Origin of the sequence: Exiguobacterium sp. s40 (assembly GCF_018617905.1) — a bacterium.
Taxonomy (GTDB): Bacteria; Bacillota; Bacilli; order Exiguobacteriales; family Exiguobacteriaceae; genus Exiguobacterium; species Exiguobacterium mexicanum_A.
Genome location: NZ_JACSLC010000011.1, coordinates 1 through 24,061 on the forward strand (window position 1 = coordinate 1; position 24,061 = coordinate 24,061).

Below are 24,061 nucleotides of genomic sequence, written 5' to 3' on the forward strand. Positions count from 1 at the left end.
AAAAGGCGATCGTCCCGACACAAGTCGGGCCAATCGCCTTTTTCACGTTCTCACGCTCGGATAGAGCGGGGGTTTTTCAGTGCCCTCCTGGCATATAGGCGTTTTCCTTTCACACAAATAGGGAAATATTTATTAGTCTTAAATAATAATTTGTGCGTTTGGAAAGGAGTCCTCATGAACACTTCACCTGAAAAGCCACGCTTGAATCGCGTGTTCTACATTTCGGCGAGTCTCATCGCTCTCCTCGTCCTGTTTGGCGCGATTCGTCCGACGTTGTTCGCGACGATTGCCGGGAACATCTTCAACTTCACGACCCGCTCGTTCGGTTGGTTTTACTTACTCGCCGTCTTCTTGTTCGTCGTCTTCCTCGTCTTCCTCGCGTTCAGTAAATACGGGAAGATTCGGCTCGGGACGGACCAGGACCGTCCGCAATACCCGTTCTTTACTTGGATCGGGATGCTGTTCTCCGCTGGTTTCGGGGTCGGACTCGTCTTTTGGGGCGTTGCCGAACCGATGAGCCATTTCATCACCCCTCCGTATGCGGATACGACCGAGCTGACCGTCGAAGGAGCTCGATTGGCCATGGCATATTCCTTCTTCCATTGGGGCGTCAGCCAATGGTCCGTCTTCGCCATCGTCGGCTTGATTATCGCGTATTTTCAGTTCCGCCGAAATGCGGACGGCCTTATTTCGACGAGTCTGTCTCCGCTCATTAAAGACCGGGCTTATAAACAGCCGCTCAATCAAACGATTGATATTTTAGCCGTCATCGCGACCGTCATGGGTGTCGCCACGTCACTCGGTCTCGGTGTGCTCCAAATCAACGGTGGTTTGAACAGTGTCTTCGGGTTGCCGAACACAGCGCTCGTCCAAGTGTTGATTATCGTTGTTTTGACCGTCTTGTTTTTGACTTCGACGACGACCGGTCTCGACCGCGGCATCAAATGGCTCAGTAATATCAACCTCGGGACCGCGCTCGTGTTGATGGTATTCGTGTTCTTTGCCGGCCCGACCATCTTTATTTTAGAGACGTTCACGCTCGGGTTAGGGGATTACTTACAGAACTTTATCCGCTACAGTCTTCGTTTGCAGCCGTACCAGCAAGGGACGTGGGTGCGTGATTGGACCATCTTCTACTGGGCATGGGCCATCTCTTGGTCGCCGTTCGTCGGTGCATTCGTCGCCCGCGTCTCACGTGGCCGAACGATTCGTGAGTTTATCGTCGGGGTGCTCATCGTGCCACCGTTCATCGCGCTCTTATGGATTGCCGTGTTCGGCGGAACGGCCCTTCACCTCGACTTATTCGAAGGAACATCGATTGCGCAAGCGGTCGATGCCGATGTGACGAGTGCCTTATTCGTCACGTTCGCCGAATTGCCGTTCAGCTTTATTTTATCCGTCTTGTCGATTCTGTTGATTCTTACTTTCTTGATCACGTCAGCCGATTCGGCGACGTACATCATCAGCAGTATGACGACGAATGGTAGTTTGCATCCACCGCTCACTGTCCGAATCGTTTGGGGCATTTTGCTCGGCGGAATCGCCGCCGTTCTATTGATCGCGAGCGGGCTCGAGGGATTGCAGACCGCTTCACTCATCTCTGCCCTCCCGTTCACCGTCATCTTGATTCTGATGGTGTACACGCTGTTCAGTCTATTACGCAAAGAAAATGTCCGTAAAATCAAATAGGAATTGGGGTCGCCTCAAAGGCGGCCTTTTCTTTTGGGGATGCGTCCCTCCATATTGACACGTGCAAAGGCGATTGCTACGCTTTTGTCAGCATGACACGCAAGTCAAAGGGGGAAACGATATGGCTCAAGATTTCACACGGGCGTACGCGGAAACACGCGACGCCAGCGACTCGCTCGCACCATACCGGGGAGAATTTTATTTGCCGCAAGACGGCATTTATATGGACGGTAACTCGCTCGGCCTGCTATCGAAACGGGCCGAACGGACGTTACTCGATTCACTGAGCGATTGGAAAGAGCTCGGGATTGATGGCTGGATGTCGGGACGCCACCCATGGTTCAACTTATCGGAACAATTGGCCGCACTCAACGCCCCGCTCGTCGGAGCCAGAGCCGAGGAAGTGATGGTCACCGGGTCGACGACGGTCAACTTGCACCAACTCGTCGCCTCATTCTTTAAACCGGAAGGCAAGCGGACGAAGATTTTAGCCGACACACTCACCTTCCCATCTGACATCTACGCCTTGAAGAGTCAACTCGAGCTCCGCGGACTCGACCCGAGCGAACATTTGGTCCAAGTCTCGAGCCCGGACGGACGCTATTTGAAGGAAGAAGACATCATCGCAGCGATGACGGACGACATCGCCTTGATCGTCTTGCCGACCGTCCTCTATCGCAGCGGACAAATCCTCGATATGGCCCGTCTCGCCAAGGCGGCACACGAGCGAGACATCTTGATCGGCTTGGACGCTTGTCATTCGGTCGGCGCCATCCCACACGCATTCCACGACTGGGGTGTCGACTTCGCCTACTGGTGCAACTATAAGCATTTGAATGGCGGACCTGGCAGCGTCGGCGGTCTATTCGTTCACGAGCGTCACTTCGGGACGACGCCTGGCCTGGCCGGTTGGTTCGGTTCACGCAAAGATAAACAGTTCGACATGGATCATACGATGACGCCGGCCGATGACGCCGGTGCGTTCCAAATCGGGACGCCGCACGTCTTGAGCCTGGCTCCGCAACTTGGTGCCCTCGAGATGTTCAATGAGATTGGGATGGACGCCATCCGCGAAAAATCGCTCGCTTTGACGACGTATATGACCGCACTGATTGACGAAGTGCTCGCACCATACGGCTTCGTTATCGGCAGCCCGCGCAACGAGATACAGCGTGGTGCCCATTTGAGTCTCGAACACCCTGAGGCGGCCCGCATTTGTAAAGCGCTCAAACAGCATCGCGTCATCCCGGACTTCCGGGCCCCGAACATCATCCGACTCGCACCGGTCGCGCTCTACAACACGTTCACCGATGTGTATGATGTCGTGATGACGTTACAGACAATTATGGAAAACAAAGAATACGAGGCGTTCGAGAACGTCCGCGAAGTCGTGGCCTAAGGAGAAACAATATGAGTGAACGGATTGAACACAAAGTCGAGCAATCGATTCAGACAGACTTTTCGAAAGACATGTCTTACGGTGACTATTTGCAACTCGACCCGATTTTATCGAGTCAACACCGCTTATCGGACCATCATGACGAGATGTTGTTCATCATCATCCATCAGACGAGTGAGCTGGGAATGAAATTGATTTTGCATGAACTGACGGCGGCCGTGACCGCCATCGAGACGGGAGAGCTCGAGCGTTCGTTCAAGATGCTCGCCCGTGTCTCGAAAATTCAACAACAGCTCATCCAGTCGTGGAGCGTCCTCGCGACGTTGACTCCGGCCGAGTATTTGGAGTTCCGCGACAAACTCGGTTCGTCTTCTGGATTTCAATCGTACCAGAACCGCCAAATCGAGTTCGCCCTCGGCTTTAAAAACGCACGCACGCTTAGCGTCTACGCCCATGACGAGAAACTGTATCCGCTTCTCGAGGCGTCGCTTCAGGCACCGAGCATCTATGACATGACCGTTCGCGAAATGCACCGCCGTGGCCTTGCCATCGATGACACCGTGCTCAACCGGGACGTCACGAAAGACTGGGAATGGAACGAGAGCGTCGAAGCGGCTTGGGCCGAGGTGTACCGGGACGTGGACAAGTATTGGGACTTGTATGAGCTCGGCGAGAAACTGCTCGATATCGGCAGCCAACAGCAGATGTGGCGCTTCAACCATATGAGCACCGTCGAACGGATTATCGGTCAAAAGATGGGAACGGGCGGATCGTCAGGCGTCAATTACTTGCGCCGCGTCCTCGACCACCGTTTCTTCCCTGAACTTTGGACCGTCCGGACAAAACTGTGAGGAGGACGAACACGATGACATGGATTGATGTTTCGCAACCGCTCGAAGATTCCATCACGACATGGCCGGGCGACACGGCATTCCGTTACGAGATCGCTTGGCCGATGGCCGCCAGCGGTTCGGTCAACGTCGGGAAAGTGACGATGAGCCTGCATACCGGGACGCATATCGATGCCCCGTTCCATTTCGACGACGCCGGACAGCGCGTCATCGACCTTGATCCCGGGCTCTATATCGGTCCGGCCCGAGTCATTCATCTCCCTGCCCGCGAACGGATCGAAGCGACAGACTTGGACGGCTTTGACTTGACCGGCGTCGAACGATTGATTTTAAAGACGGACGGCTGGCCGAACAAGCAGGAGTTCCCGAGCCACATCCCTGAACTCACGCCGTCACTTGCTGATCGTCTCGGCGAACTTGGGATTTACTTGATCGGTCTCGATTTGCCGTCGGTCGACGCGATCGACAGTAAAGAGATGGCGGCGCATCATGCACTCGCCCGCAACGGGGTCCACATTCTCGAAGGACTCGTCCTCGACCATATCGCCCCTGGTGATTACGAATTGAACGCCGTGCCGCTCCCGATCGTCAAAGGAGACGGCAGTCCGGTGCGCGCGCTCTTGCGTTCGCTCGATTAAACAAACACCCCTTCGCTCGAAGGGGTGTTTTCAGTCTTCCTGCATGACCTCACTCGAACTTTTACGATGGTCGAACCGTTTCGAGATTTGCACTTTGTAAGCCATGTTCGCCTCATAGTCTGTCGAGAACACACCAGCGTACAACAGGTCGAGCAGACAATGAATCGAATCGTTCGTCGTGAAGCTTCCGATTTTCGAATAGAGGCGCTCACGGGTCGTCAAACGGAGCGTACAATCCGCCTGGTTCGAGATGGCATTCTCCCCTAGACTCGTCAAGGCGAGCACCGGCACACGTTGTTTTTTTAAGTAAGGAATAAGTCCGACCGTATAATCACTTTCTCCCGTATAGGAGATCAGGAGCGCACACGTCGTTTCGTCCGAGTTGGCCGCCTCGAATTCGGCATCGAATTCACAGAGGCTGACTTGCTTGCCGATCCGGTTCATCTTTGACTTGAAGTCGTGACAAAGCAACAAATTATGGATGACAGAAAAGACTTTGATGTGCCGCGCTTCACTCAACATCTTTACGGCCTGCTCGTATGCCTCGTGATCGAGCAACGACAGCGTGTCCTCGATCGTCATCTGTTTGAGGGCCGCCAGCTTGTTCGCCACAACCATCAAGTTATCCTTAGCCGAGAATGGCTTATTGGCATCGATATCCGAGAAGTGACGATTCAAATACTCGATTTCCTCCAAAAACTGTTCCTTCAACTCGAGCCAACCCGCAAACTCCAGTTTCGTGGCGATGCGACTTAACATCGACGGGTGCGTATATGTTGCCTCGGCGATTTGTTTCATCGTCTTATCGTGGATCCGCTCCCGCTCGACGAACAAATAGTCGATGACGGCCCGTTCTGATTTCGAGAACAGGTCTTGCTTCATTTTCTCGGTCAATAGCATGTCCGGTCTCCTCTCGTGAATTGAATTCACAAAAATAAATGTCTATATGTTTCTTTTTTGTAAACGCTTTCGGAGTTGCCTGTAAATCTATTGTGTTCATTTTTCTATATTTTATACTGAATGAGAAATGAGAAGATACATTCAGCGCTGATATTCATTTACACATCTGAGACTATTTTGTGAACAAACGAGGAGGAGATTGGAATGACAACGGGAATCAAGCTCGTCACCATCGGGGGCGGCAGCAGCTACACACCAGAATTGATGGAAGGGTTCATCAAGCGTTACGAAGAGTTACCGATTCGTGAGATTTGGCTCGTCGATATCGAGGCCGGCCAAGACAAACTCGACATCGTCGGACAGATGGCGCAGCGGATGTGGGACGCTTCTCCGTATGACGTCAAAGTACATCTGACGCTCGACCGTCGAGAAGCGTTACAAGATGCCGACTTTGTCACGACACAGTTCCGTGTCGGTTTGCTCGACGCCCGCATCAAAGACGAACGGATTCCGCTCTCGTACGGTATGGTCGGTCAAGAGACGAACGGGGCCGGCGGTATCTTGAAGGCGTTCCGTACCATTCCTGTCATCCTCGACATCGTCGAAGACATGAAACAGCTCTGTCCGGACGCCTGGCTCGTCAACTTCACGAACCCGAGCGGAATGGTGACCGACGCGGTCATCCGGTACGGCAAATGGGACAAAGTCATCGGACTGTGCAACGTGCCCGTCAATGCGATGATGGCAGAACCAGAACTGATCGGCAAGAAACCGGAAGAGTTGATTTACTCGTTCGCCGGATTGAACCATTTCCACTGGCACCGCGTCCACGACGTGAGCGGACAAGACGTGACACGCGACATCATCGACAAGATGTATGACGGCGATTCGGGGATTCCCGCCAATATTCACGACATGCCGTTCTTCCAAGAACAACTGCAACAGATGAACATGATCCCTTGCGGCTATCACCGGTATTACTATCGTGCCGAGGAAATGCTCGTCCACATGCTCGAGGAATATCGGGACCCGGCCGTCGGCACGCGGGCCGAGCAAGTGAAGCAGACGGAAGCGGAGCTATTCGAGCTGTACAAAGACCCGAACCTCGACCATAAACCGGAGCAACTATCTAAACGCGGTGGCGCCCACTATTCGGACGCGGCGTGTGAGACGATCGCCTCGATTTACGCCAATAAGAACACACATATCGTCGTCTCGACGAAGAACAACGGGGCCGTCCCTGATCTCGCCGCGGACGATGTCGTCGAAGTATCGGCCTATATCGGCGCGACCGGTGCGAAACCAATCGCGTTCGGCGCGCTCGCCCCCGCTGAAAAAGGATGGCTCCAAGTTATGAAGAACATGGAGCTGTGCGTCGAAGAAGCGGCCGTGACCGGTGACTATGGGCTCGCCCTTCAAGCGTTCATCATCAATCCGCTTATCCCGAGCGGCGAGACCGCGAAACGGGTGCTCGATGAACTGCTCATCGCCCATAAAGATTACTTGCCGCAGTTCGCCGATAAAATCGCTGAACTTGAAGCGAACGGCGTCACGATCAAAGACGAAGTCGTTCAAGCGCTCCAACCTGTCGAGCACGCATAAATAAAAGCCAGCGTGTCGATTTGCGACGCGCTGGCTTTTATTCACGCTTTAACACGTTCGTACTCCTCTTTCGTCACGACGTAAATGAGGCTCTGCACAGTGCGCCCATCCAAGCGCGTCAACTGCTGAGACGTTGTGAACGCGTACGTGAAGCCTGTCTTTTCGACGACGCGACGCGACTGGTCGTTGAAGTCGAAATGACCGCACCAGATGCGTTCGAGTCCGAGGTCGTCAAAACCGTGCCGCATCACTTCATGGACGGCTTCCGGGATGTACCCTTGCCCCCAACGGTCCGGGCTGAGGACATACCCGATCTCGCGCTGCCGGTCATGCTGAATCTCAGGGTCCGGTCGGCGGTCGTGCAACCCGAGGCTGCCGATCACCTCACCTGTCTTTTTCAGTGTGATGGCCCAGACGTCTTGGTCTTGTTGGAACAGTTGGATGACGTCACGCGTCTCCTCGACCGACTGGTGCGGCGCCCAACCCGCTTTCGGACCGACCCGCTCGTCTTGCGCATAGTGAAACATCTGTTCAGCGTCCTCGAGCTGAAACGCCCGCAACCGGAGCCGGTCTGTATCAAGTTGAATCATCTTGTTCTTCCTTTCTGTCGTTTCCCTCGGATTCGTTCCGGGAATGAATCCATGAGGAGGGATGACGATGCCATTTGATTATGATTTAGATTTTGAAACGATTGATTTCCGCGAACACCCCGAGCTGTATCGAGTCGGACGCGGCGAACAAGGCGTCCTGCTCGTCGAACCATATAAAAGTGAGATTCTCCCCCATTGGCGCTTCAAGACGCCAGACATCGCCAAACAGTCCGCCGATGAGATCATGGAGCTGTTCGAAAAATACCGGGCCAACGATGATTTCGTCGGAATGGATATGGCCCGCAAATTTATCCAGATGGGCTATACCCGGGCGAGACGTTACGCCAACTATAAAGGCGGACGAAAATATAAGGACGACGGCGATCTCCACGACCGACAAATCGACGAGGAGAAAGCGGAATCGGCCCGCATCTTCAAAGAGCGATGGGACCAGCTTCGGGCAGATGAAGACTATTTGAAGCGAAAGAAAGCCCATCAGAAACAGTACGGCTGATTATCGGGTCATGACGAGAAAACGGGTCGCCCCTTTTTCAAACGAAGTGACCTGTCGAAACCCGAGCTGCTCATAGAGATGGATGGCCCGCTCATTGAACGCGGCCACCGTCAACCGGAGCGGTTTGCCTTCGTGCGCCGCTTCTTGCATCACCAACCGGACGAACGTACGCCCGTGCCCCCGTCCCGTTCGATCCGGATGCATGCCGAGCCCGAGGTCGACGCATGTGTCATCGTAGACGTATGTATCGTTCGGCACTTGTGCATACGTGCCGAGACAATAGAAACCGATCAACGCCTCGTCATGGACGGCCTGATACGCCATCAGTTCATCCAGCCCTTCCGCTGAAGCTTCTTGGTTATAGAAATCATACGGTGCCTCGTACGTCCACGCTTGAATCGCGCGGGCGTCTTGCTGTGTCATCGGGCGAATATCCATGACAACCTCCTTTCTCACGTCTCTTTTTGTTCGTGCTCGTCGGCAAACATTCCTGTCTACATCAAAAAAAGGATGGGTCGCCCCATCCTCACTTCCGTGTCCACGTCGCCGTGATGTCGACGTCGGCCGCATGCATCAAATTATGGATCGGACAACGAGCTTCGACGCCTTTCTGGAGCGCCGCAATCCGTTCATCCGATTCGGTCGTATCGAGGACGATGTTGACGTGTACTTTCTCAAAATACGTCCGTACTCCTTCAACGCCTTGGAAGCCGCGCGGGTCGAGCGTTCCTTCGGTCACGAACGTCACCCCGTCATAGTTGAAATCTTGGTCTTGCGCCACGTAGGCAATCATGATTGTCGTACACGACGACAATGCCCCGAGCAAATATTCGAGCGGGTTCGGACCGGCGTCCGTCCCGCCGAGACGTTCCGGTTCATCGACGACGAACGGTTCGAGGTCACGCACATGCACCGTCGTCTTCACACTCGTCGCTTCCCCTTCGGCTCGCATCGTCACTAACGGTTTTTCAGTCATATTGTCTCCTCCTCTATCAAGTTGCCATCTTCATTCTCGTTCCCGTTATTTCGGTCCATGTAACACTTCGTCATAAATCGCATAGTCGTTTTTACCGTGTTGCTTGATTTGATACATCGCCTGATCAGCTTTATGAATGAGCGTGTCCAAGTCCGCCCCTTGATCCGGTGCGACACTGACCCCGATGCTCGCTCGAATCGGAATCGTCTCCCGTCCGAGCAGGAACGGCCGCTCCGTCAGCAGCAACTGCAAGCGCTCGACGAACGCAACGATGTCATCTGCATCGACGTTCGGCACATAAATATAGAACTCATCCCCGCCGACGCGCGAGGCTAGTCCCGCTTCCGGCGTCGCCATCTCAAGCAACTCACCGAGATGAATGAGAAAATCATCGCCGACTTGGTGGCCGTACGTGTCGTTGATTCCTTTAAAGCCGTCGAGGTCGATGACGACAAGCGCAGGACACGATGATGCTCGAAGCGCTCGGACCGCTTAAGGGCATACATCAATAATAGGATCACAAGAAAATGAAACACGTTACCGACGGTCATCGTCGTCAAATAAGACGCGTTGAACTCAGGATAAATTCAGACACCGACTTGGTCGAAACGCTGACTGTTCAAGATGTTCTCTTGACGGATGAACGTCAAGGCGACCGGGACGAGCGGCAAATAAATGGCATACGGATAAATCCATCTCGGTAACTTCGCCCCGACGCCCGTCACTTTGACAATGAAGTGGACGGAACACACAAAAATCAAAATGCCAGCGTTGCCGAACCAATACGTCACGAAGGCGGGACTGGCTTCAATTGGGGACAGATGTCGTCCAAACTCGCCCAAGAACAACATCGCGTAGCCAAATACGAACAGGCTGAGCAGTCGCTGCTCGACTTGGCGAGGGTTCCGGAGCAAAACATCAAGGGCAAAGTGGCTCAATAAGAAAGCCGGAAGCAAGTAAACGGCCATATAGAGAAATAGTGTGGTCACGGATAGACCCCTTTCTTCAAACAAATCCATCTCTTACTTTCTCTATCGGTCGAAGCGAATCCTTTCTCGAGTGCGCGGACACATCCATACAAAAAGCGAGCGGAACCAAGTCCGCTCGCAGTCGTCATCTCTTTTCATAACGTGTCTTCGATTGCCGTGTCGCCTTTGACGAGGTCAATCGCTTGATTGTAGGCCGCGTCATGACCGATGAGGTGGGCCAAGAAGGCCGCCACGTCTGCACGCGGAATCTCACCCGTTGAGACGTCGCCCGTCTTCACTTTGCCGGTACCGGCGTCATCTGTGAGAGCGCCCGGACGGACGATCGTATACGTCAGTCCGCTCTCCTCGAGCAGACGATCCGCATGGTGCTTCGCCACATAATATGGTTTCATCTCTTCCGGCCATGCCGAACGATCTTCTGCTTTCAAGGCGCTCACCATGACGAACTGTTTAACATTCCCGTTCTTGGCAGCCTCGATACTTTTCGCCGCGCCGTCCAGGTCGATCAACAACGTCTTGTCGGCTCCAGTGCTACCACCCGAACCGGCCGCGAACACGATCACGTCCATGCCAGACATTGCTTGTTCAAGTGACGAGACGTCACCTTCGAGGTCGCCTAGGACGGCCTGATAGCCTTTCGATGTAAAGTCGTCGAGTTGGTCTTGTTTCCGCACCATCGCCGTGACTTGGTGTTTCCCTTCCTCGTGCAATCGTTCGACGAGCTGTTTCCCAATCTGTCCATTCGCGCCTATTACAAATACGTTCATCTGTCTTCCTCCTCGATTTGAATTCAGAGACAAGCGAAACGCCGTGTGGCCATGGCCACATCCGGTGCAGAAGCGATGGCCGATATGACGGCGACGCCGTCCGCCCCGTCTTGCCGAATCATCGGGACGTATTCCGGTAAAATGCCACCAATCCCCACGATTGGCAGCTCTCGATACATGGCTCGAACTTGGCGAATGAGCACCGTCCCATTGACTGCCCCGGCGTCTGCTTTCGAGTTCGTCGGGTAGACCGGACCGATGCCGACGTAATCCGCATAGTCGATCGCCGCAGCCGCTTCTTCGAGCGTGTGGACCGAGACACCGAGCCACTTATCTGGACCAATCCGCTCCCGAACGATTGCGGCATCGGCGTCGTCTTGCCCGATATGCACGCCATCCGCATTGATGCGCTCTGCCAAGTCGACGTCGTCATTGATGATGAACGGGACGTTGTACGAGCGGCAAAGTGTTTGCAACGCTCTCGCCATCGCTTCTTTTTTATCCCCATACAGTGCCTCTTTACCTTTTTCGCGAAATTGGAAACATGTCACGCCACATCGGAGCGCCGTTTCGACCGTCTGGAGTATGTCTTTCGTGTTCGGTGTCCCGCAAACGAAGTAAAGCCGTAACTGTTCAGCGAGTGCCCGCCTTGATGGATTCAATCGTCACGCCCTCCTCTCCATACGCCACATATGCCCAATGGTTCGTCGGTCCGTGTCCGGCGCCGATCTCGAGGCCATGGGTGATGGCGCTTTGAATGAACCGCTTCGCCGTCACCGCCGCCTCCATGATGGAACGACCTTTGGCAAGTTCCGCTGTAAGCGCCGCCGAAAATGTACAACCTGTTCCGTGTGTATCGCTCGTCTGGATGCGCGGGGCCGAGAGGAGGAACACTTCTGACTCCGTCATGATCAAGTCTTCGGCAGTTTCACCTTCGAGATGCCCGCCTTTTAAAATAACCGCGCGCACACCGTACGCTAACATCCGCCGAGCCGCCTCGAGACGATCATTAAACGATCGAATCGTCAAACCGGTCAGCACTTCCGCTTCCGGCACGTTCGGCGTGACGACTGTCGCGAGTGGCAACAAGGAGGTCTTGAGCGCATCGACCGCCGTGTCCTGTAAAAGCGGAGCCCCTCCTTTCGCAATCATGACCGGGTCGACGACGAGTCGGTTGAAGACATGACGTTTCACCCCGGTAGCGACCGCCTCGATGCGCGACGCATCAAATAACATTCCGGTCTTACATGCTGCAATCGAAAAGTCCGAACCGATTGCATCGAGTTGTTGCGTGATAAGTTCCGGCGACACTGCTTCGACCCCATGCACCCCACGAGTGTTTTGAGCGGTGACGGCCGTCAGAACGCTCGTCCCGAACACGCCGAGCTCTTGAAACGTCTTCAAATCAGCTTGGATTCCCGCTCCCCCGCCAGAGTCCGAACCCGCAATCGTCAATACTTGCGGCCGCATCATAACACCACCTCAATACGGTCGCTCGGCAACTCGACGGCCGTCATCTTGCCGAGTTCATTCAAGAAATGAACGGGGAAGTCGCCCGGTCCGTCCGCCAAAGTGGTAGCCAGTTCGCCGCACCGGGCATATCCGGCGAGCGCTGTCGCCGTTGCCGTAACCGCATCCCGTTCGACCGCAAGGAACGCACCGACGACCGCACTGAGTAAACAACCGGTCCCTGTCGTCCGGGCCATTGCTGCGGTGCCGCCTTTGATTTCAATCGTCGCGTCCCCGTCGCTGACGACATCCGTCTCTCCGGTCACGGCAACGACACAGTTGTAGCGTCGTGCCGCCGCGCGCGCGATGTGATTCAAATCAACCCGCGTTTCCCCAGCGTCCACGCCGCGCGCCGCCGCGTCGAGACCAATCAATGTCGCGATTTCTCCGGCATTGCCTCGGATGACCGTCACGCGGACGTGTTGCAAAATGGATGTAGCGACGTCACGTCGAAACGCGGTCGCCCCGACACCGACCGGATCGAAGACGACCGGCCGGCTCGATTCATTCGCCGCCTGTCCGGCTCGAATCATCGTACGTTCCGTCGTCGCATCGAGTGTGCCGATATTGAGTACGAGCGCATCGCTCGCAGACGCCATGTCCGCGACTTCTTCGACGGCTGACGCCATCACCGGCGCAGCGCCGATGGCGAGCAACCCGTTCGCCGAAAAGTTAGCGACGACGATATTCGTAATGTTATGGATGAGTGGCCGTTCGGCTCTGACTTTGTCCCATAAGTCGCGCTTCATCGTGTCACCCCCGCCGGTAAATCCCACGACTCGAGCGTCCACGCCATTTCCCAAAACGCATGTTCATAATAACAACTCTTCAAGAACAGCTGTTGATACCGGACCCGTTCTTCCGCTGTAGCTTGTCCGGCGAGCACGTCGAGCCGTTCAATCTGTTCCTCGACGAGATCGCGGAACCATTCCGAACCGTACGTCGCAATCCACGTCGCATAGATCGGATGATCGGGTGTCGCATCTTTCATTCGTTCCCCAATCTCATAATAGACCCAGTAGCACGGCAAAATCGACGCGAGCACGTCGCCGAGCGTCGGACCGGCCTGTTGCATATGGAGCGCATAGGCGTAAGCCGTTGGAGCGGGCTCAAACGTTGCCCACTCTGCCTCCGTCACGTCGAGCAAGGTGAAAAACTCACGGTGCAACGCATGCTCCGCTTCAATCGTATGAAGCGCGTGCGTCAAAAAGCGGCTCGCTACTTCCATGTTCGGGGCGAGGGTCGCGCCTTTCGCCTGCACTTTGGAGAACTGGTTCAAATAATATGAGTCTTGCATGACGTAATGCCGAAATTTCGCCTCGTCGAGTTCACCCGTTCCGAGCTCGCGGACGAACGGATGGTCAAAGCTGGCTTGAAACAAGGCATCGGCCTCTTGTCGAAGATGTGCGGTGAATGTCATTCATGTCTCCTCCTTTGTGATAAAAAAAGACGCCGCCTCCCATAACGGAAGCGGCGTCGGATTTACACAAAGTGTACGAGAACAATCGGTTCGCCCACTTCCCTACGCTAGCGTGAACTAGATCAGGTTCAAAGGGTCTGGACCTCGTCCATCTCAGCCGCGTCACGCGACTCCCCTAGTGGTAAACATTATGAAATTCGGTCGTCTACGACCACATCATATCAGTCTTTATCTTTGTTGAAAACCCTTTATCGCGAGAAGTGACGGTTCAACAACGTCCCCATTTGGGAGAACCGTTCGGTACCAAGCTTGCGTCGATTCGAGGCCGCGAACACGTAATAATCGACTTTGCCCATGTAATAGATCAAACGCAGGCCGGCCAAGAAGAACGTGATTGTCGTGCTGACGGCAAAGCCGACGCCGTACCAATCGATGCCGCGCGGCAAGAGCAAGAGCGTGAACAACGCATTCAACGTGAAGAACGAGATGTTGACGAACAATGCCCCGCGTCGATCCTCGAAATAGAGCAACAACAACGTCAAGATGAGAATCATCGCGTTCGCGAACGCCGCGAGCGTCGTCATCCGAAAGATTTGACCGATCTCATCCGGGACGCCGATCCAACCGACGAACACGCCTGCCATGAGGATGGCGAACAACGTCACGACGCCTTGGCTGCGCGCGAGTCGAATCAACTCATTTTTCAGCACCGACGTCATCGTCTGTTTCGCCTTCTCGATTTGATGGAGCGCCCCGCCGTAGTTGATCAATCCATAAAACGTGCGATAGCGCTCATAAAACCGGGTCTCGACGGCGACGATGAACAAGAGCTGCGTCGGGATGATCGTCAAGTAGGACCAAAAGATGGCCGTGTCATAATACGGGTTGAACAAGAACGAGTCCGCGATGATCACACGTCCTTCACCGAACCAGATGATGAAATTCGTGACCCAAATCCCGAGCACGTACAACACGCCGATGGCGAACAAGTCTGGATAGCGGTCGAAGTACTTGAAGTACGAGAACTCTTTCACCGCGTAACGGAGCGGGAACGTCCGGAGCATCGCGAAGAACAACCCGAACAACGTCACAATCATCCCGACCGTGAAACCGAGCAACAGCTCGAGACTCGACGGATTGACCATGAGACGGCTAATCGCATAGACGCTCCCGACCGAGATGAGTCCGCCGAGCAAGAAGCTATAGGCCACCGCTTGATAATACTTGGCGGCACTCAAGAACAAGAACATGACCCAGATGACATTGATCGTCATGAATAAAACGAACAACGTCAGTTTGTACAGAAAATCGAGCGGCGACAATAGCCAAAAGATACTGTACAGAATCGTCGCGGCGAGCATCGTCACTTTGAGCATCCCGGTGAAGACTGGGAAAATCTCATGGGCTTTCTTCTCGTAAAACAAGTCCGCCACATATCGTGTCACAACGAGCTGTTGGAAGCTGAACAAGATTTGCGAGAAGATGAACGCGTACGAGACCGAGATCATGAAAAGCGTCCGTTCGGCGAGCGATAACGTCGGCATTTGGAACGCCAACCATTGAATCGTCCCGACGACCAAGATGACGATCAACCACGGTCCGGATGTGACGAGGCCCGAGAACGTGTACGCCTTCAACCTGGACGAATAGTAGTCTTCTTGGAACAACTTCTGCAGCTTAAACCCGATGCCCGCCATACTGTTCCCTCCTCGTTTCATAGATGGCTTTGTAGCGGTCCACGACTTGTTGGAGACGATAGTATTGGCGGACCCGCTCCCGCCCGTTCTTACCGAAACGCATCCGCTCCTGCGGATAATCCATCATCCACTCGACCTTGTCCGCGACCGCTTCCGGATGAACCGGGGGCACGATAAACCCGGCTGGACCGAACGGGTCGTCTTCTCGTCCATACAGGAGCTCGGAACAAGCCCCGACATCGGTCGCGATCCACGGGATGCCGGCTGCCATGCCTTCAAGAATCGCGAGCGGTTGACCTTCCGAGATACTCGTCAACAGAAGTAAATCAAACTTCGGCAAATAGGCTTGGACATCAACCTTTCCAGCGAGCTCGACATAATCGGTCAGCCCGCTCTGTTCGATGAGCAACCGACACTCTTCCGCATATTCCTCATCCTCATCGAGCGGTCCCATGATCGTCAGCTTGAACAGACGATGCCGCTCCTGCAAAATCTTGGCGGCGTAAATCATCGTCTTCAAATCTTTGATTGGCACCAAGCGGACGATGGCCCCGATTTGAAAGAGATCGTGCTCAGGGCGATTGACCGTCGCCTGGATTTGTCGATCGGCGATGCCGTTGGCGATGATTTTCGTCTTCTCACTCGGGGCGCCGATCCATTCTTGATATTCGCGATTTCGTTCGAACAAGGTGATGATCTCATCGGCCGCGTTATAGGCCTCACGCGACAAATGGTGAAAGAAACGGACCCACCTCGGCTTATACGGCGCTGGAATCCAATACGACTGTAGAATCTCCTCTTCGCGTTCCCGCGAGTAGATGCCGTGCTCCGTCAAGATGAACGGAATCCCTTGCGTCTCTTTCATGTAGGACGCGACCACACCGGCATAACCCGTTGACACGGAATGAACGAGGTCGACTTTCGGGAGCGGTTGATGGAGCACCCGTAAAATCGGAGTGTACATACTCTGCCACATCCAGAAATAGTCGATGAACGAACCTCCGTTCATTTCCTCGGCGTAGGCCGCCTTGACATTTTTCCAAAAGAACTCGCTTGCGAAAAACGCCTGACTTGAAGGCACTTCTTTCCCAAGCAAACGAAGCGCTTGCCGGTTCGGACTTTTCAACATGAGCCAGTCCGATACGTTCTGTTCGTCCTCAGCGCCCCACTTTAATCGCCCTTTCGCCCGCTCACCCAAGTCGCTCAAATACAAGTGGGTGATCCCTGAAACGTTCGGCGGGAACACATATTTCATGTCTTCCGGACGCTTCTCTGTCGGTTGAATCGAAATGATTTCAAACGACACTTCGGGCATCGCCTCAATCAACGTCTGCGTCCAACTTGAGACGCCTCCGCTCACGTATGGATAACTGCCCTCTAATACGAGTCCGATTCTCATTGCGCTTCCCCCTTGATGGCGATTTCAGCGTTCGCCGATGTCAGTTCGACGAGGTAGAGCGGACGGTCGGCTTCCCATTGTTCGACCGTCCCAAAGTCAAACTCTCCCGTCTCAAGTGATTGGCCTGGTTTGAGGCGAATCGTGAAATGAGAGGGGTTGACGAGACCTTCCCCGGCCAAATAGACGGTCGACTCATCAAACGTGACGTTCAAATCAGCTTGTTGGTATGTGATCATCTTTTCGGTCGCATAGTGTTGCGTATATGCCTCGAGGTGCGGATATTGATCCTTCACGTCGTGGACGATTTTGCGAAGACTCGCGAACATCGTATCCCAATCCCGACCGAAGGCCCGGTCGGGGTCGATGACATCATCCGGGTGAATGAAGTGGGAAAACACACCGAAGTTGGCGATTGCATCGACCATTTGGAAAATCGATCCGCGCTCTTCCCCGTAATCGCTTGTCACACGCGGGAAATGGTACAAGTTCGGATGCGTCGCATCAAATTCGAACTCTTGGACGAAGTCCCCGCTCTCCGGCTCCCCGGTGTAGAGCGAAGCAATCGTGCGCAGTTCTGGCAACGCTTCGGCGATCGCATCGACCCCAGTCCGGTTGAGCGCGTTCGACGGCGGGACATATGACTTGAGCGTTTCAGCCGGGAAATAATTCTCAAACACGGACTCGGCTTGAAGCAATGACTGTTTCATCTCGTCTTTATCTTGCCAGGGGATGTACCCGTACGTCGGGTCAATCGGTTCATCGGCCGTGACGAGCGACTGGTGGTTATAGCCATGGAGTCCGATTTCCCCACCGTGGGCGATCAATTTGCGACCGAAGTAGAGCATTGGGAACTCACCCCGTTTGATCAACTGTTCATCGACGAGCTCCATCTCCTCTTCATACGTCCCAATCATGGCACCCGTGTAAATCAAATCGTCGTCTTTCGCCAAATCGACCATATCTTCCCACCAATCCTCGGCGAAGAAATCTTTGACCGATTTATCGAGCGGGGTCGCGGACACGTCTTTCATTTTTCCGTCCATGACCGGTGCCGGAAAATCATCGATGTACATGAGCTTGATCGCTGCTTGTGCCGTGACGAACGCCGGCGGCATCGTGCCGAGCGTCTGCACGAACAGACCGCGGATCATCTTTTGGTTGGTGATCGTCGTATTCCAATAAAGGACATTCCCTTCGCCGACGCTGTATTCCCAAAGAATCGGGAATCCTTCGGCCGACAACATGACGTTGGCCTCGTCTGCAATCGCAAAATCGATGGCGCTATGGACAAATAAGTCGTCCGGTGGGTTCAAGTCAACATACCCAGGGAAAATCGTCTCTTCAAAATTTAGACCATACACGTCCGGTACGTACTCACCGATTTCTTCGATGCCGGTCAACGCGTTCCATGCCGGATCTTTAAACCGATTCGCAAAGACGAGGTTCCCGCCTTGTTCGACATAACGTTTCATTTCCACGAACGGCCATCTTGTCGTATCTTCACCCGTGAAAATGATGATGGTGTATGGAGATGGCGCAATCGATCCGACGGCGCCTGGGTTCACTTCGCGAACATCAAGTTTCGCATACTGCAGACCGTACAGCAGGTTGTCCGCCGTTTCGACCGCCAAATCACCTTCATCCCGGACGAGATAAACTTGAAGCTGATGCTCACCCGCTTTTGCCGAGGCATCACTCTTCAACTGGTCGATGTTCATCTGTTGCTCGGCGACGTTTGGCAACAACGTGTGTAGCGAGTGGATCCGTAAGTATTGAATCGCACCGACGACGACTAAAAATAAGACGATGAAGAGCGAGAAGGAGATTACAGTTCGTTTTTCCATGATGTCGTGTCACTCCATTCTTCAAACAACAGTCGGTACTCATACGGTACGTCCTCCAGTGAGAATTGGGTCTGCATCATAAACATGACCGCCTTCACTTCGTTCCAACGTTCGCGCTCATAATAGTAATTGATCAGCATCAGATGAGCCTCGATGCGTTCCGGGAAATGATGGACGTACTCTTTTAAAATGTTCAATTGCTCTTTGGGGCGCTCTAACGTGAGATAAATCTCGTTCAAGTCTTCGTAAATCCAGGGCGAAGGCGGATAGAGCGTCTTCGCTTTCAATAATTCCTCCAGCCATGCAACTCGCTTGTCCTTCAACATGACCTCGGTGATGAGCTCACTATGGATCATGCGTTTATAAATCGTCGCAAGCCGTCGAATCGTGTCTGGGTTACCTAAGTCGTATTCGCGTTTGGCGTGTTTCAATTCTTGTTCATATTGATCGATCAAGATGTTCATTGTCGCCGCGGCGTAGTGGACAGTCTCGCTGTCCGTGCTCTCAAGTCCCATCTGCAAATACTTGCCTTGCTGGTCAATCGACTGGTTGACGTGCGTCAAAATCGAGTGTTTGCGGATAGCCGGATCTTTCGAGTTGATGGCGTCGGTGAGCGGTAACAGATGACTGCTGCTGCTCGCTTCATGACGAATTTGTTCATAGTTGACGACCTTGAAGTCGATATAGTCGTCATAGTCTTCAATCAGACCGCTCCGACCGAACCGTTCAGCAAGCCGATACACCGCATAGACGGCAAGTTCGGCCAGAAACGGTAAGAACAGACCGAAGCTGAGCGCCGCCACCGCGACGCCATAATCCGGCGCTTTCATTCTTCGTTTCAACACGATCAATAATCCGAAGGCGAGCAGTGCATGAACGACATAAATCCCGATCAATACGAGACGAATGGTAGACTCCATCCCGTCACACTCCCTTCTGGATCAAAATCCCTTCGATCCGGTCATAGATCCGTTGACGGTGTTCTTCACTCGTTCCTGAGAGTAAGAGCAACAGCTTGTTCTCATCCGGGTCATACCCGACGACATCGATCTCCCGTAAATACGAATGGACGATGGCCTCGATACTCTCGAGTGAGACAGGCTCATACCCGAGCGGATATTCGAGGACGATATACGGCTGTCCATGGTGAATCTTCTTTCGTTCTTGGATGGCGACGAGTTCTGTGAACGCTGTTTTCTTATAAAACGAGGTGCCTTTATGCATCTTCTCGTGCTGCTCTTTACGAATCAGGTTCTCGGCATTTTGAATGCGTGTGCCAATCCACGAGAAGAGGATGTTGAGAACGTGCAAGTCATCGGTCGTCAATTTCCGAAGCGGCAACCGTTTGATGACGACGACTTCTCGGGTCGTCCCGTCCACGATGATCGGTGCGAGCAACATCGGGTCCGTGTCCTCGTCGTCGAGTTGACGGAGCGTCGTCTCTTGCACTTGGAAGAACCGTTTGAACATACTCGACGCCTCATCGAGAAAAATCGTTTGTGGAAACTCTTTCTTGTCCGTTTGGCGAATCAAGAGGCGCATCGACTTCTGGGAACGGTCGACGTGGTAGATGGCGACGTCACTCGCGAGGAACGTTTTTTTCAACAGGCGAATCGTCTCGCTCCGAATCAATTCTGGATGCGGCAAATCGAGCGATACGGCAAGTTCATACAATTGGTTCAAGCTGTACTCGGATTGAAGTAGTTTTTGACGAAGTGTGGTTTGCGAAGTGTTGAGTAAATCGACGGTCTCTTTCAAATACGTGTTTTCATCTTTCAGTTCTTCGTTGCGGAACTGGCTGATTTCGTAACGCTCTCGAAATGAGGTGCTGAACAACCCGACGATGACAGTGATGGCGAAGTAGTAAAACAGTGTAAGAAGTGAGTTTGTATCGTAGAACAACAGGAAGATGTCTCCTCCCATTAAGCCGGTGTATAACACTTTATAGAGGAGCAAAATGCCGAAACTGATTAAGCCGAAAATCGTTCCATACCTGAGCGCGAACAGGATGGCGGCCACGTAAAACAAGTTCAGTTCATTTTGAATCGTGCCTAGGCTGAAGAATAAATCGATTCCGATCAATAGTGCGAACACGACAAGAATCTCGACCCATTTGAGCCATGGACGGTCTTGAGCGTACAGAATGATAATCCCCTCCTCATGGATAATGTCTCTTCAGTTTTAATGCGGGATGATCCCCTGCCCTCGGACAGGTATACATAGTCCCTTATCTTCCTTTCCCCTAATTACCCCCTAAAAATCCCACGTATTGTAATAAGTCGGTTCGTGATAATGGATGAATCCGTTCGCTTCGGCCATATCCCGACTTGTCGCCTCTTCTTGGTCTGAGACGGTGAGGACAGCGATTCCGTATTCGTCTTGAATCGCGTTCATTCGATCGAGCATCTCCATCGACCAAGAGTCGGACGTGATTTCCGTGTAGTTAAAACCTTCCCACATGAACCCTTCCACATAAGGCGCACTCGTTCGTTCAAGCGTCTCGATGCCCCAGTTTTGGACGACGGGGACGCCCGGATATGCCTTTTCAATCGCTTGTAAAAAGGCCTCGAGCCCAGCCAGCTGTTCTTCTAAGTCGTCCGGATAGTCGAGGTGGACGTCATCGATATCCCCGACCGTGTCGAGGAAAATTCCGTCCAGATGTTTATTGATGACTTGTTTTTGAATTTCACGGATTAAAATTTTACGGAAATCGGACGAGCTGATATCCGTCAAATACGAATCCCATTTCGGGAAATAGATGCGTTCCCCGTACCGATAGAAGAAATCGCCTTTGTCCATTTGGCCGATGAGCGCACGATTCCACGTATCTGCTTCCATCACGTTAATATAGCCGAGCACTTTCGTCCCGTTCGAGCGGATCGTCTCAATCTGTTCCGGCGTATACCAAATCGGTTCGATGATGACGAGGTCGTATCGGGCCATATCTTCAATGATTGCCTCGGTCGGCATGTTGTAAAAAATCTTATAGGAATGGATCTCATCAAAATCAAACGGCTCTTTCGTCGTACATCCTCCTAAAAAGAAGATGAACAATAAGCCGCCCATTAAACATCGTCGCACTCGGACACCTCCTTGTTGAATGAATCCGTCTTGGTGTGAATCGGTCCGTTTGACGGTGAACGATCAGGGAAACAACATAATACAGACTGTCACAGAAGGGAGAAATGGGCGTGAATACCATTTTATTGACGATTGCCCTATTATTCGTCGGCTTGAACGTGTTTACCTTTTTCCGACGCCAAACGTATAGACAGACCGGTTTCGACATGCGCTTGTTCAGCCACTTGTTCGTCAGCCTATTCGGCGTCATGATCGGGTTTGCCTTGATTTACTACGCGCTCTCACGCGACGGCGTCATATTGGTGACGTCACTCGAGACGATGAACGCGGTCGATCCGAACTGGCGCAATCTGCTTTACTTCAGCGGGGTCACGTTGCTGTCTATCGGATTCGGCGACCTGCTGCCAATCGGTCCGGCCCGGTTGTTCGCCTTGCTCGAAGCGGCCATCGGGATTTTGTTGCCGACAGCATTTTTTGTAAAATCGATATACAAAAAAGAAGACTGAAGAAAACAGTCTTCTAACGTCCAGTAATCAGCAAATACATGTTGAAGGCGACAAGTCCAAGCGGAAATAAGGCCACGACTAAAATCGGCCATTTTTTCGTCCGGATGCCGACAAATAAAAGTAAACTCCCCACTAGGAGCGCGATGAACGTCGTATACGGATTCAAGCGTCATTCCCCCTTCTATAGAGGGGCTTTTCCCGACTCAACCGAAAACTAATCGTTTGAACACCAAAGCGTCGAAAAGGCGTCACGAATTCGTCGGGCTTCCATCTCCGCAAACGGATATCCGGCTTGGTCGGCCACGCGGCGACTGACACGTTCAAATTGTTCCACCAACGTCGCATGGGCCGTTTCCACCGCTGTCACTTCGACCAAAGTGTATGTATCAAGATAAGCCTGCCATACTTCAGGGGCCAGATGCTTCTCAAGCCCATCCCCGGACTTTCCTCCGTTCGCCGTAAAGTTTGTCGCAAAGCCGACGTCCCATGCAAGCATCTGCCGGAGCATCGTTCGCATGATCGTCACATGGTCGAATGCGTATAACAGTTGACCCCGCTTGATACCTTTGACGACGTAAAGCGACACCCACCAAAACTCGTTCCAACACTGCTCATAGTCGAATCGGCTCGGTCGTTTGATGCGGTACGTGTCATCAGATGGGATCGTTTGACCGGCAATCTCGTCTTTATCAATGAGGACGAGACTAAGTGAGTCAGCGTGAATCGCTTCCTGCACGTCACGCATAGGACGGACGGTCAAATCGACGCGATGACCGGCTGCAAACTGGACGAGAAACGCGAAACGCTCATATTCGTCGCCTCCCGGCACCTCGTCCGGCGTCTGCATAATCAAGACGTCCCCGAGCGGCGCCATCCACGAGCGGTCCTCGATGAACGCGGTCACGTCTTCGACGAAACAAGTGACATCGACGTCTTGAAAACGGTCTGGTTTTACGTGCGGATTGACGAGCGACCCGTTCAAGACGAGGACGCGGACGTCTTCCCGCTCCGCGGCCGTGGCCGTCAAGTGCTCGAGCACTTGCTCATTGGTCATATGACGTTCGCCCCGAGCGAGCGGGCGACTTGGACGGCCTGCATGACGTCAAGCGTCGCTTGTTTCAGAATGACGTCCGAGAAATCGACCCCATCCATCTCCGCCCCTACAAAATCGGCCCCCGTGCAATCCGCGTGTTGCAACACGGCGCGGGACAATACGGCGTTCGTCCAGCGTGATTCTTTCAAATCCGCACCGTATAAATCGGCCTCGGTCAACCGGACACCGGACCAATCCATTTTCCGGAGCGGGGCGTGACGCAGATTGACGAACGACCAATCTCCTTCACGCACGACGACCCCTTCAAACGTGCATGACTCGAACGACGAACCCGTCATCTTGCACTGATCGAACTCGCTCAAAAACAGATTCGCCCCGTTGAACTGACAATTCAGGAATGAGCTGCCGCTGTGGCGCGAGGCGTTCCACTTCGAATCGGTGAAGTCACAGTTGATGAAACGACACTGTTCGGTCTCGAACTCGGTCGCATCGATATAGGTGAAGCGACAGTTCTCGAACGTCGTCTGCGTGAGTTGGATGTCACGGAGCGTCTCGTCGCGGAAGTCCTCACCTTTATAGCTCTCATTTGATTGAAACATGACCTGCCTCCTTGGCGTATACTTGATGTAGCTTAAG

General features: G+C 53.3%; 27 protein-coding genes and 1 riboswitch. Of the genes, 7 read left to right on the forward strand and 20 right to left on the reverse strand.

Annotated features, from left to right (window positions below; genetic code table 11):
• Positions 1-174 precede the first annotated feature (174 nt).
• The 4 genes from KNP02_RS10260 (at position 175) to kynB (ending at position 4,577) form a co-directional block, all read left to right on the forward strand.
• On the forward strand, positions 175-1,689 hold the full coding sequence (locus KNP02_RS10260; RefSeq protein WP_214709224.1) for a BCCT family transporter: 1,515 nt from the start codon (positions 175-177) through the stop codon (positions 1,687-1,689).
• Between the two features lie 121 nt (positions 1,690-1,810).
• Positions 1,811-3,088, forward strand: coding sequence for a kynureninase (gene kynU / locus KNP02_RS10265; RefSeq protein WP_214709222.1), 1,278 nt, complete (start codon positions 1,811-1,813; stop codon positions 3,086-3,088).
• 11 nt (positions 3,089-3,099) lie between these two features.
• Positions 3,100-3,939 carry a tryptophan 2,3-dioxygenase gene (gene kynA / locus KNP02_RS10270; RefSeq protein ID WP_214709220.1) on the forward strand — a complete coding sequence of 280 codons (840 nt, stop codon included), beginning with the start codon at positions 3,100-3,102 and terminating at the stop codon, positions 3,937-3,939.
• A 14-nt stretch (positions 3,940-3,953) separates the two neighbouring features.
• Entirely contained in the window at positions 3,954-4,577 is a 624-nt protein-coding gene (gene kynB, locus KNP02_RS10275; protein WP_034779581.1) for an arylformamidase, read from the forward strand.
• Positions 4,578-4,607: 30 nt separating this feature from the next.
• On the opposite strand, the gene KNP02_RS10280 is transcribed toward kynB, so the two are convergent.
• A complete protein-coding gene (locus KNP02_RS10280) occupies positions 4,608-5,477 on the reverse strand; it encodes a MurR/RpiR family transcriptional regulator (RefSeq protein WP_214709218.1) in 870 nt (289 codons plus the stop codon).
• A gap of 204 nt (positions 5,478-5,681) precedes the next feature.
• On the opposite strand from KNP02_RS10280, the gene KNP02_RS10285 reads away from it, so the two are divergent.
• Positions 5,682-7,079, forward strand: coding sequence for a 6-phospho-beta-glucosidase (locus KNP02_RS10285; RefSeq protein WP_214709216.1), 1,398 nt, complete (start codon positions 5,682-5,684; stop codon positions 7,077-7,079).
• A 41-nt stretch (positions 7,080-7,120) separates the two neighbouring features.
• Here KNP02_RS10285 and KNP02_RS10290 read toward each other — a convergent pair whose 3' ends face one another.
• Positions 7,121-7,669 carry a GNAT family N-acetyltransferase gene (locus KNP02_RS10290; protein ID WP_214709214.1) on the reverse strand — a complete coding sequence of 183 codons (549 nt, stop codon included), beginning with the start codon at positions 7,667-7,669 and terminating at the stop codon, positions 7,121-7,123.
• A gap of 67 nt (positions 7,670-7,736) precedes the next feature.
• On the opposite strand from KNP02_RS10290, the gene KNP02_RS10295 reads away from it, so the two are divergent.
• Complete coding sequence (locus KNP02_RS10295) at positions 7,737-8,183, forward strand: DUF4385 domain-containing protein (RefSeq protein ID WP_138858638.1); 447 nt, start codon at positions 7,737-7,739, stop codon at positions 8,181-8,183.
• Here the strand turns inward: KNP02_RS10295 and KNP02_RS10300 are convergent, their stop codons facing one another.
• From KNP02_RS10300 to KNP02_RS10365, 15 genes are all read right to left on the reverse strand, one after another.
• A complete protein-coding gene (locus KNP02_RS10300; RefSeq protein WP_052090194.1) occupies positions 8,184-8,621 on the reverse strand; it encodes a GNAT family N-acetyltransferase in 438 nt (145 codons plus the stop codon). It abuts the gene before it with no gap.
• 88 nt (positions 8,622-8,709) lie between these two features.
• Complete coding sequence (locus KNP02_RS10305; protein WP_021065934.1) at positions 8,710-9,159, reverse strand: OsmC family protein; 450 nt, start codon at positions 9,157-9,159, stop codon at positions 8,710-8,712.
• A gap of 45 nt (positions 9,160-9,204) precedes the next feature.
• Positions 9,205-9,606, reverse strand: coding sequence for a GGDEF domain-containing protein (locus KNP02_RS14920; RefSeq protein ID WP_371819534.1), 402 nt, complete (start codon positions 9,604-9,606; stop codon positions 9,205-9,207).
• Between the two features lie 140 nt (positions 9,607-9,746).
• Positions 9,747-10,148: a hypothetical protein gene (locus tag KNP02_RS14925; protein ID WP_251129282.1), complete on the reverse strand. Its 402-nt coding sequence runs from the start codon at positions 10,146-10,148 to the stop codon at positions 9,747-9,749.
• A gap of 134 nt (positions 10,149-10,282) precedes the next feature.
• Positions 10,283-10,915 (reverse strand): SDR family oxidoreductase, encoded by a 633-nt coding sequence (locus KNP02_RS10315; protein ID WP_214709212.1) that lies wholly within the window; start codon positions 10,913-10,915, stop codon positions 10,283-10,285.
• 23 nt (positions 10,916-10,938) lie between these two features.
• Positions 10,939-11,577 carry a thiamine phosphate synthase gene (gene thiE / locus KNP02_RS10320; protein WP_214709210.1) on the reverse strand — a complete coding sequence of 213 codons (639 nt, stop codon included), beginning with the start codon at positions 11,575-11,577 and terminating at the stop codon, positions 10,939-10,941.
• Complete coding sequence (thiD, locus tag KNP02_RS10325) at positions 11,549-12,385, reverse strand: bifunctional hydroxymethylpyrimidine kinase/phosphomethylpyrimidine kinase (RefSeq protein ID WP_214709208.1); 837 nt, start codon at positions 12,383-12,385, stop codon at positions 11,549-11,551. Before thiD ends, thiE begins: the two co-directional genes overlap by 29 nt.
• On the reverse strand, positions 12,385-13,173 hold the full coding sequence (gene thiM, locus KNP02_RS10330; RefSeq protein WP_138858634.1) for a hydroxyethylthiazole kinase: 789 nt from the start codon (positions 13,171-13,173) through the stop codon (positions 12,385-12,387). The genes thiD and thiM overlap by 1 nt, the downstream gene beginning before the upstream one ends.
• Complete coding sequence (gene tenA / locus KNP02_RS10335) at positions 13,170-13,844, reverse strand: thiaminase II (protein ID WP_214709206.1); 675 nt, start codon at positions 13,842-13,844, stop codon at positions 13,170-13,172. The genes thiM and tenA overlap by 4 nt, the downstream gene beginning before the upstream one ends.
• Positions 13,845-13,926: 82 nt before the next feature.
• Positions 13,927-14,031, reverse strand: a riboswitch (TPP riboswitch).
• Between the two features lie 61 nt (positions 14,032-14,092).
• A complete protein-coding gene (gene pelG / locus KNP02_RS10340; RefSeq protein ID WP_214709204.1) occupies positions 14,093-15,541 on the reverse strand; it encodes an exopolysaccharide Pel transporter PelG in 1,449 nt (482 codons plus the stop codon).
• The gene (pelF, locus tag KNP02_RS10345) at positions 15,522-16,940 is read right to left on the reverse strand and encodes a GT4 family glycosyltransferase PelF (RefSeq protein WP_214709202.1); all 1,419 of its coding nucleotides are present in this window, start codon (positions 16,938-16,940) and stop codon (positions 15,522-15,524) included. The genes pelG and pelF overlap by 20 nt, the downstream gene beginning before the upstream one ends.
• Positions 16,937-18,784: a DUF2194 domain-containing protein gene (locus KNP02_RS10350; protein WP_214709200.1), complete on the reverse strand. Its 1,848-nt coding sequence runs from the start codon at positions 18,782-18,784 to the stop codon at positions 16,937-16,939. The genes pelF and KNP02_RS10350 overlap by 4 nt, the downstream gene beginning before the upstream one ends.
• Positions 18,766-19,704 carry a tetratricopeptide repeat protein gene (locus KNP02_RS10355; protein ID WP_214709198.1) on the reverse strand — a complete coding sequence of 313 codons (939 nt, stop codon included), beginning with the start codon at positions 19,702-19,704 and terminating at the stop codon, positions 18,766-18,768. The genes KNP02_RS10350 and KNP02_RS10355 overlap by 19 nt, the downstream gene beginning before the upstream one ends.
• 4 nt (positions 19,705-19,708) lie before the next feature.
• The gene (locus KNP02_RS10360; protein ID WP_214709196.1) at positions 19,709-20,878 is read right to left on the reverse strand and encodes a GAF domain-containing protein; all 1,170 of its coding nucleotides are present in this window, start codon (positions 20,876-20,878) and stop codon (positions 19,709-19,711) included.
• Positions 20,879-21,037: 159 nt separating this feature from the next.
• On the reverse strand, positions 21,038-21,865 hold the full coding sequence (locus tag KNP02_RS10365) for a glycoside hydrolase family 191 protein (protein WP_353047352.1): 828 nt from the start codon (positions 21,863-21,865) through the stop codon (positions 21,038-21,040).
• Positions 21,866-21,969: 104 nt separating this feature from the next.
• Here KNP02_RS10365 and KNP02_RS10370 point away from each other — a divergent pair, with 104 nt between their 5' ends.
• Positions 21,970-22,371 carry an ion channel gene (locus KNP02_RS10370; RefSeq protein WP_233004872.1) on the forward strand — a complete coding sequence of 134 codons (402 nt, stop codon included), beginning with the start codon at positions 21,970-21,972 and terminating at the stop codon, positions 22,369-22,371.
• Positions 22,372-22,384: 13 nt separating this feature from the next.
• Here the strand turns inward: KNP02_RS10370 and KNP02_RS10375 are convergent, their stop codons facing one another.
• Genes KNP02_RS10375 through KNP02_RS10385 form a run of 3 tightly spaced genes read right to left on the reverse strand, consistent with a single transcriptional unit; the run spans position 22,385 to position 24,024 of the window.
• Complete coding sequence (locus KNP02_RS10375; RefSeq protein ID WP_034779628.1) at positions 22,385-22,537, reverse strand: hypothetical protein; 153 nt, start codon at positions 22,535-22,537, stop codon at positions 22,385-22,387.
• A gap of 48 nt (positions 22,538-22,585) precedes the next feature.
• A complete protein-coding gene (locus KNP02_RS10380; RefSeq protein WP_214709192.1) occupies positions 22,586-23,425 on the reverse strand; it encodes an aminoglycoside 6-adenylyltransferase in 840 nt (279 codons plus the stop codon).
• Positions 23,422-24,024 carry a pentapeptide repeat-containing protein gene (locus tag KNP02_RS10385; protein ID WP_029594498.1) on the reverse strand — a complete coding sequence of 201 codons (603 nt, stop codon included), beginning with the start codon at positions 24,022-24,024 and terminating at the stop codon, positions 23,422-23,424. The genes KNP02_RS10380 and KNP02_RS10385 overlap by 4 nt, the downstream gene beginning before the upstream one ends.
• Between the last annotated feature and the right edge of the window lie 37 nt (positions 24,025-24,061).

Coding starts and splice junctions, on each gene's coding strand:
- KNP02_RS10260 (WP_214709224.1), top strand. CDS start 175: ATGAACACTTCACCTGAAAAGCCACGCTTGAATCGCGTGTTCTACATT.
- kynU (WP_214709222.1), top strand. CDS start 1,811: ATGGCTCAAGATTTCACACGGGCGTACGCGGAAACACGCGACGCCAGC.
- kynA (WP_214709220.1), top strand. CDS start 3,100: ATGAGTGAACGGATTGAACACAAAGTCGAGCAATCGATTCAGACAGAC.
- kynB (WP_034779581.1), top strand. CDS start 3,954: ATGACATGGATTGATGTTTCGCAACCGCTCGAAGATTCCATCACGACA.
- KNP02_RS10280 (WP_214709218.1), bottom strand. CDS start 5,477: ATGCTATTGACCGAGAAAATGAAGCAAGACCTGTTCTCGAAATCAGAA.
- KNP02_RS10285 (WP_214709216.1), top strand. CDS start 5,682: ATGACAACGGGAATCAAGCTCGTCACCATCGGGGGCGGCAGCAGCTAC.
- KNP02_RS10290 (WP_214709214.1), bottom strand. CDS start 7,669: ATGATTCAACTTGATACAGACCGGCTCCGGTTGCGGGCGTTTCAGCTC.
- KNP02_RS10295 (WP_138858638.1), top strand. CDS start 7,737: ATGCCATTTGATTATGATTTAGATTTTGAAACGATTGATTTCCGCGAA.
- KNP02_RS10300 (WP_052090194.1), bottom strand. CDS start 8,621: ATGGATATTCGCCCGATGACACAGCAAGACGCCCGCGCGATTCAAGCG.
- KNP02_RS10305 (WP_021065934.1), bottom strand. CDS start 9,159: ATGACTGAAAAACCGTTAGTGACGATGCGAGCCGAAGGGGAAGCGACG.
- KNP02_RS10315 (WP_214709212.1), bottom strand. CDS start 10,915: ATGAACGTATTTGTAATAGGCGCGAATGGACAGATTGGGAAACAGCTC.
- thiD (WP_214709208.1), bottom strand. CDS start 12,385: ATGCGGCCGCAAGTATTGACGATTGCGGGTTCGGACTCTGGCGGGGGA.
- thiM (WP_138858634.1), bottom strand. CDS start 13,173: ATGAAGCGCGACTTATGGGACAAAGTCAGAGCCGAACGGCCACTCATC.
- tenA (WP_214709206.1), bottom strand. CDS start 13,844: ATGACATTCACCGCACATCTTCGACAAGAGGCCGATGCCTTGTTTCAA.
- pelG (WP_214709204.1), bottom strand. CDS start 15,541: ATGGCGGGCATCGGGTTTAAGCTGCAGAAGTTGTTCCAAGAAGACTAC.
- pelF (WP_214709202.1), bottom strand. CDS start 16,940: ATGAGAATCGGACTCGTATTAGAGGGCAGTTATCCATACGTGAGCGGA.
- KNP02_RS10350 (WP_214709200.1), bottom strand. CDS start 18,784: ATGGAAAAACGAACTGTAATCTCCTTCTCGCTCTTCATCGTCTTATTT.
- KNP02_RS10355 (WP_214709198.1), bottom strand. CDS start 19,704: ATGGAGTCTACCATTCGTCTCGTATTGATCGGGATTTATGTCGTTCAT.
- KNP02_RS10370 (WP_233004872.1), top strand. CDS start 21,970: ATGGGCGTGAATACCATTTTATTGACGATTGCCCTATTATTCGTCGGC.
- KNP02_RS10380 (WP_214709192.1), bottom strand. CDS start 23,425: ATGACCAATGAGCAAGTGCTCGAGCACTTGACGGCCACGGCCGCGGAG.
- KNP02_RS10385 (WP_029594498.1), bottom strand. CDS start 24,024: ATGTTTCAATCAAATGAGAGCTATAAAGGTGAGGACTTCCGCGACGAG.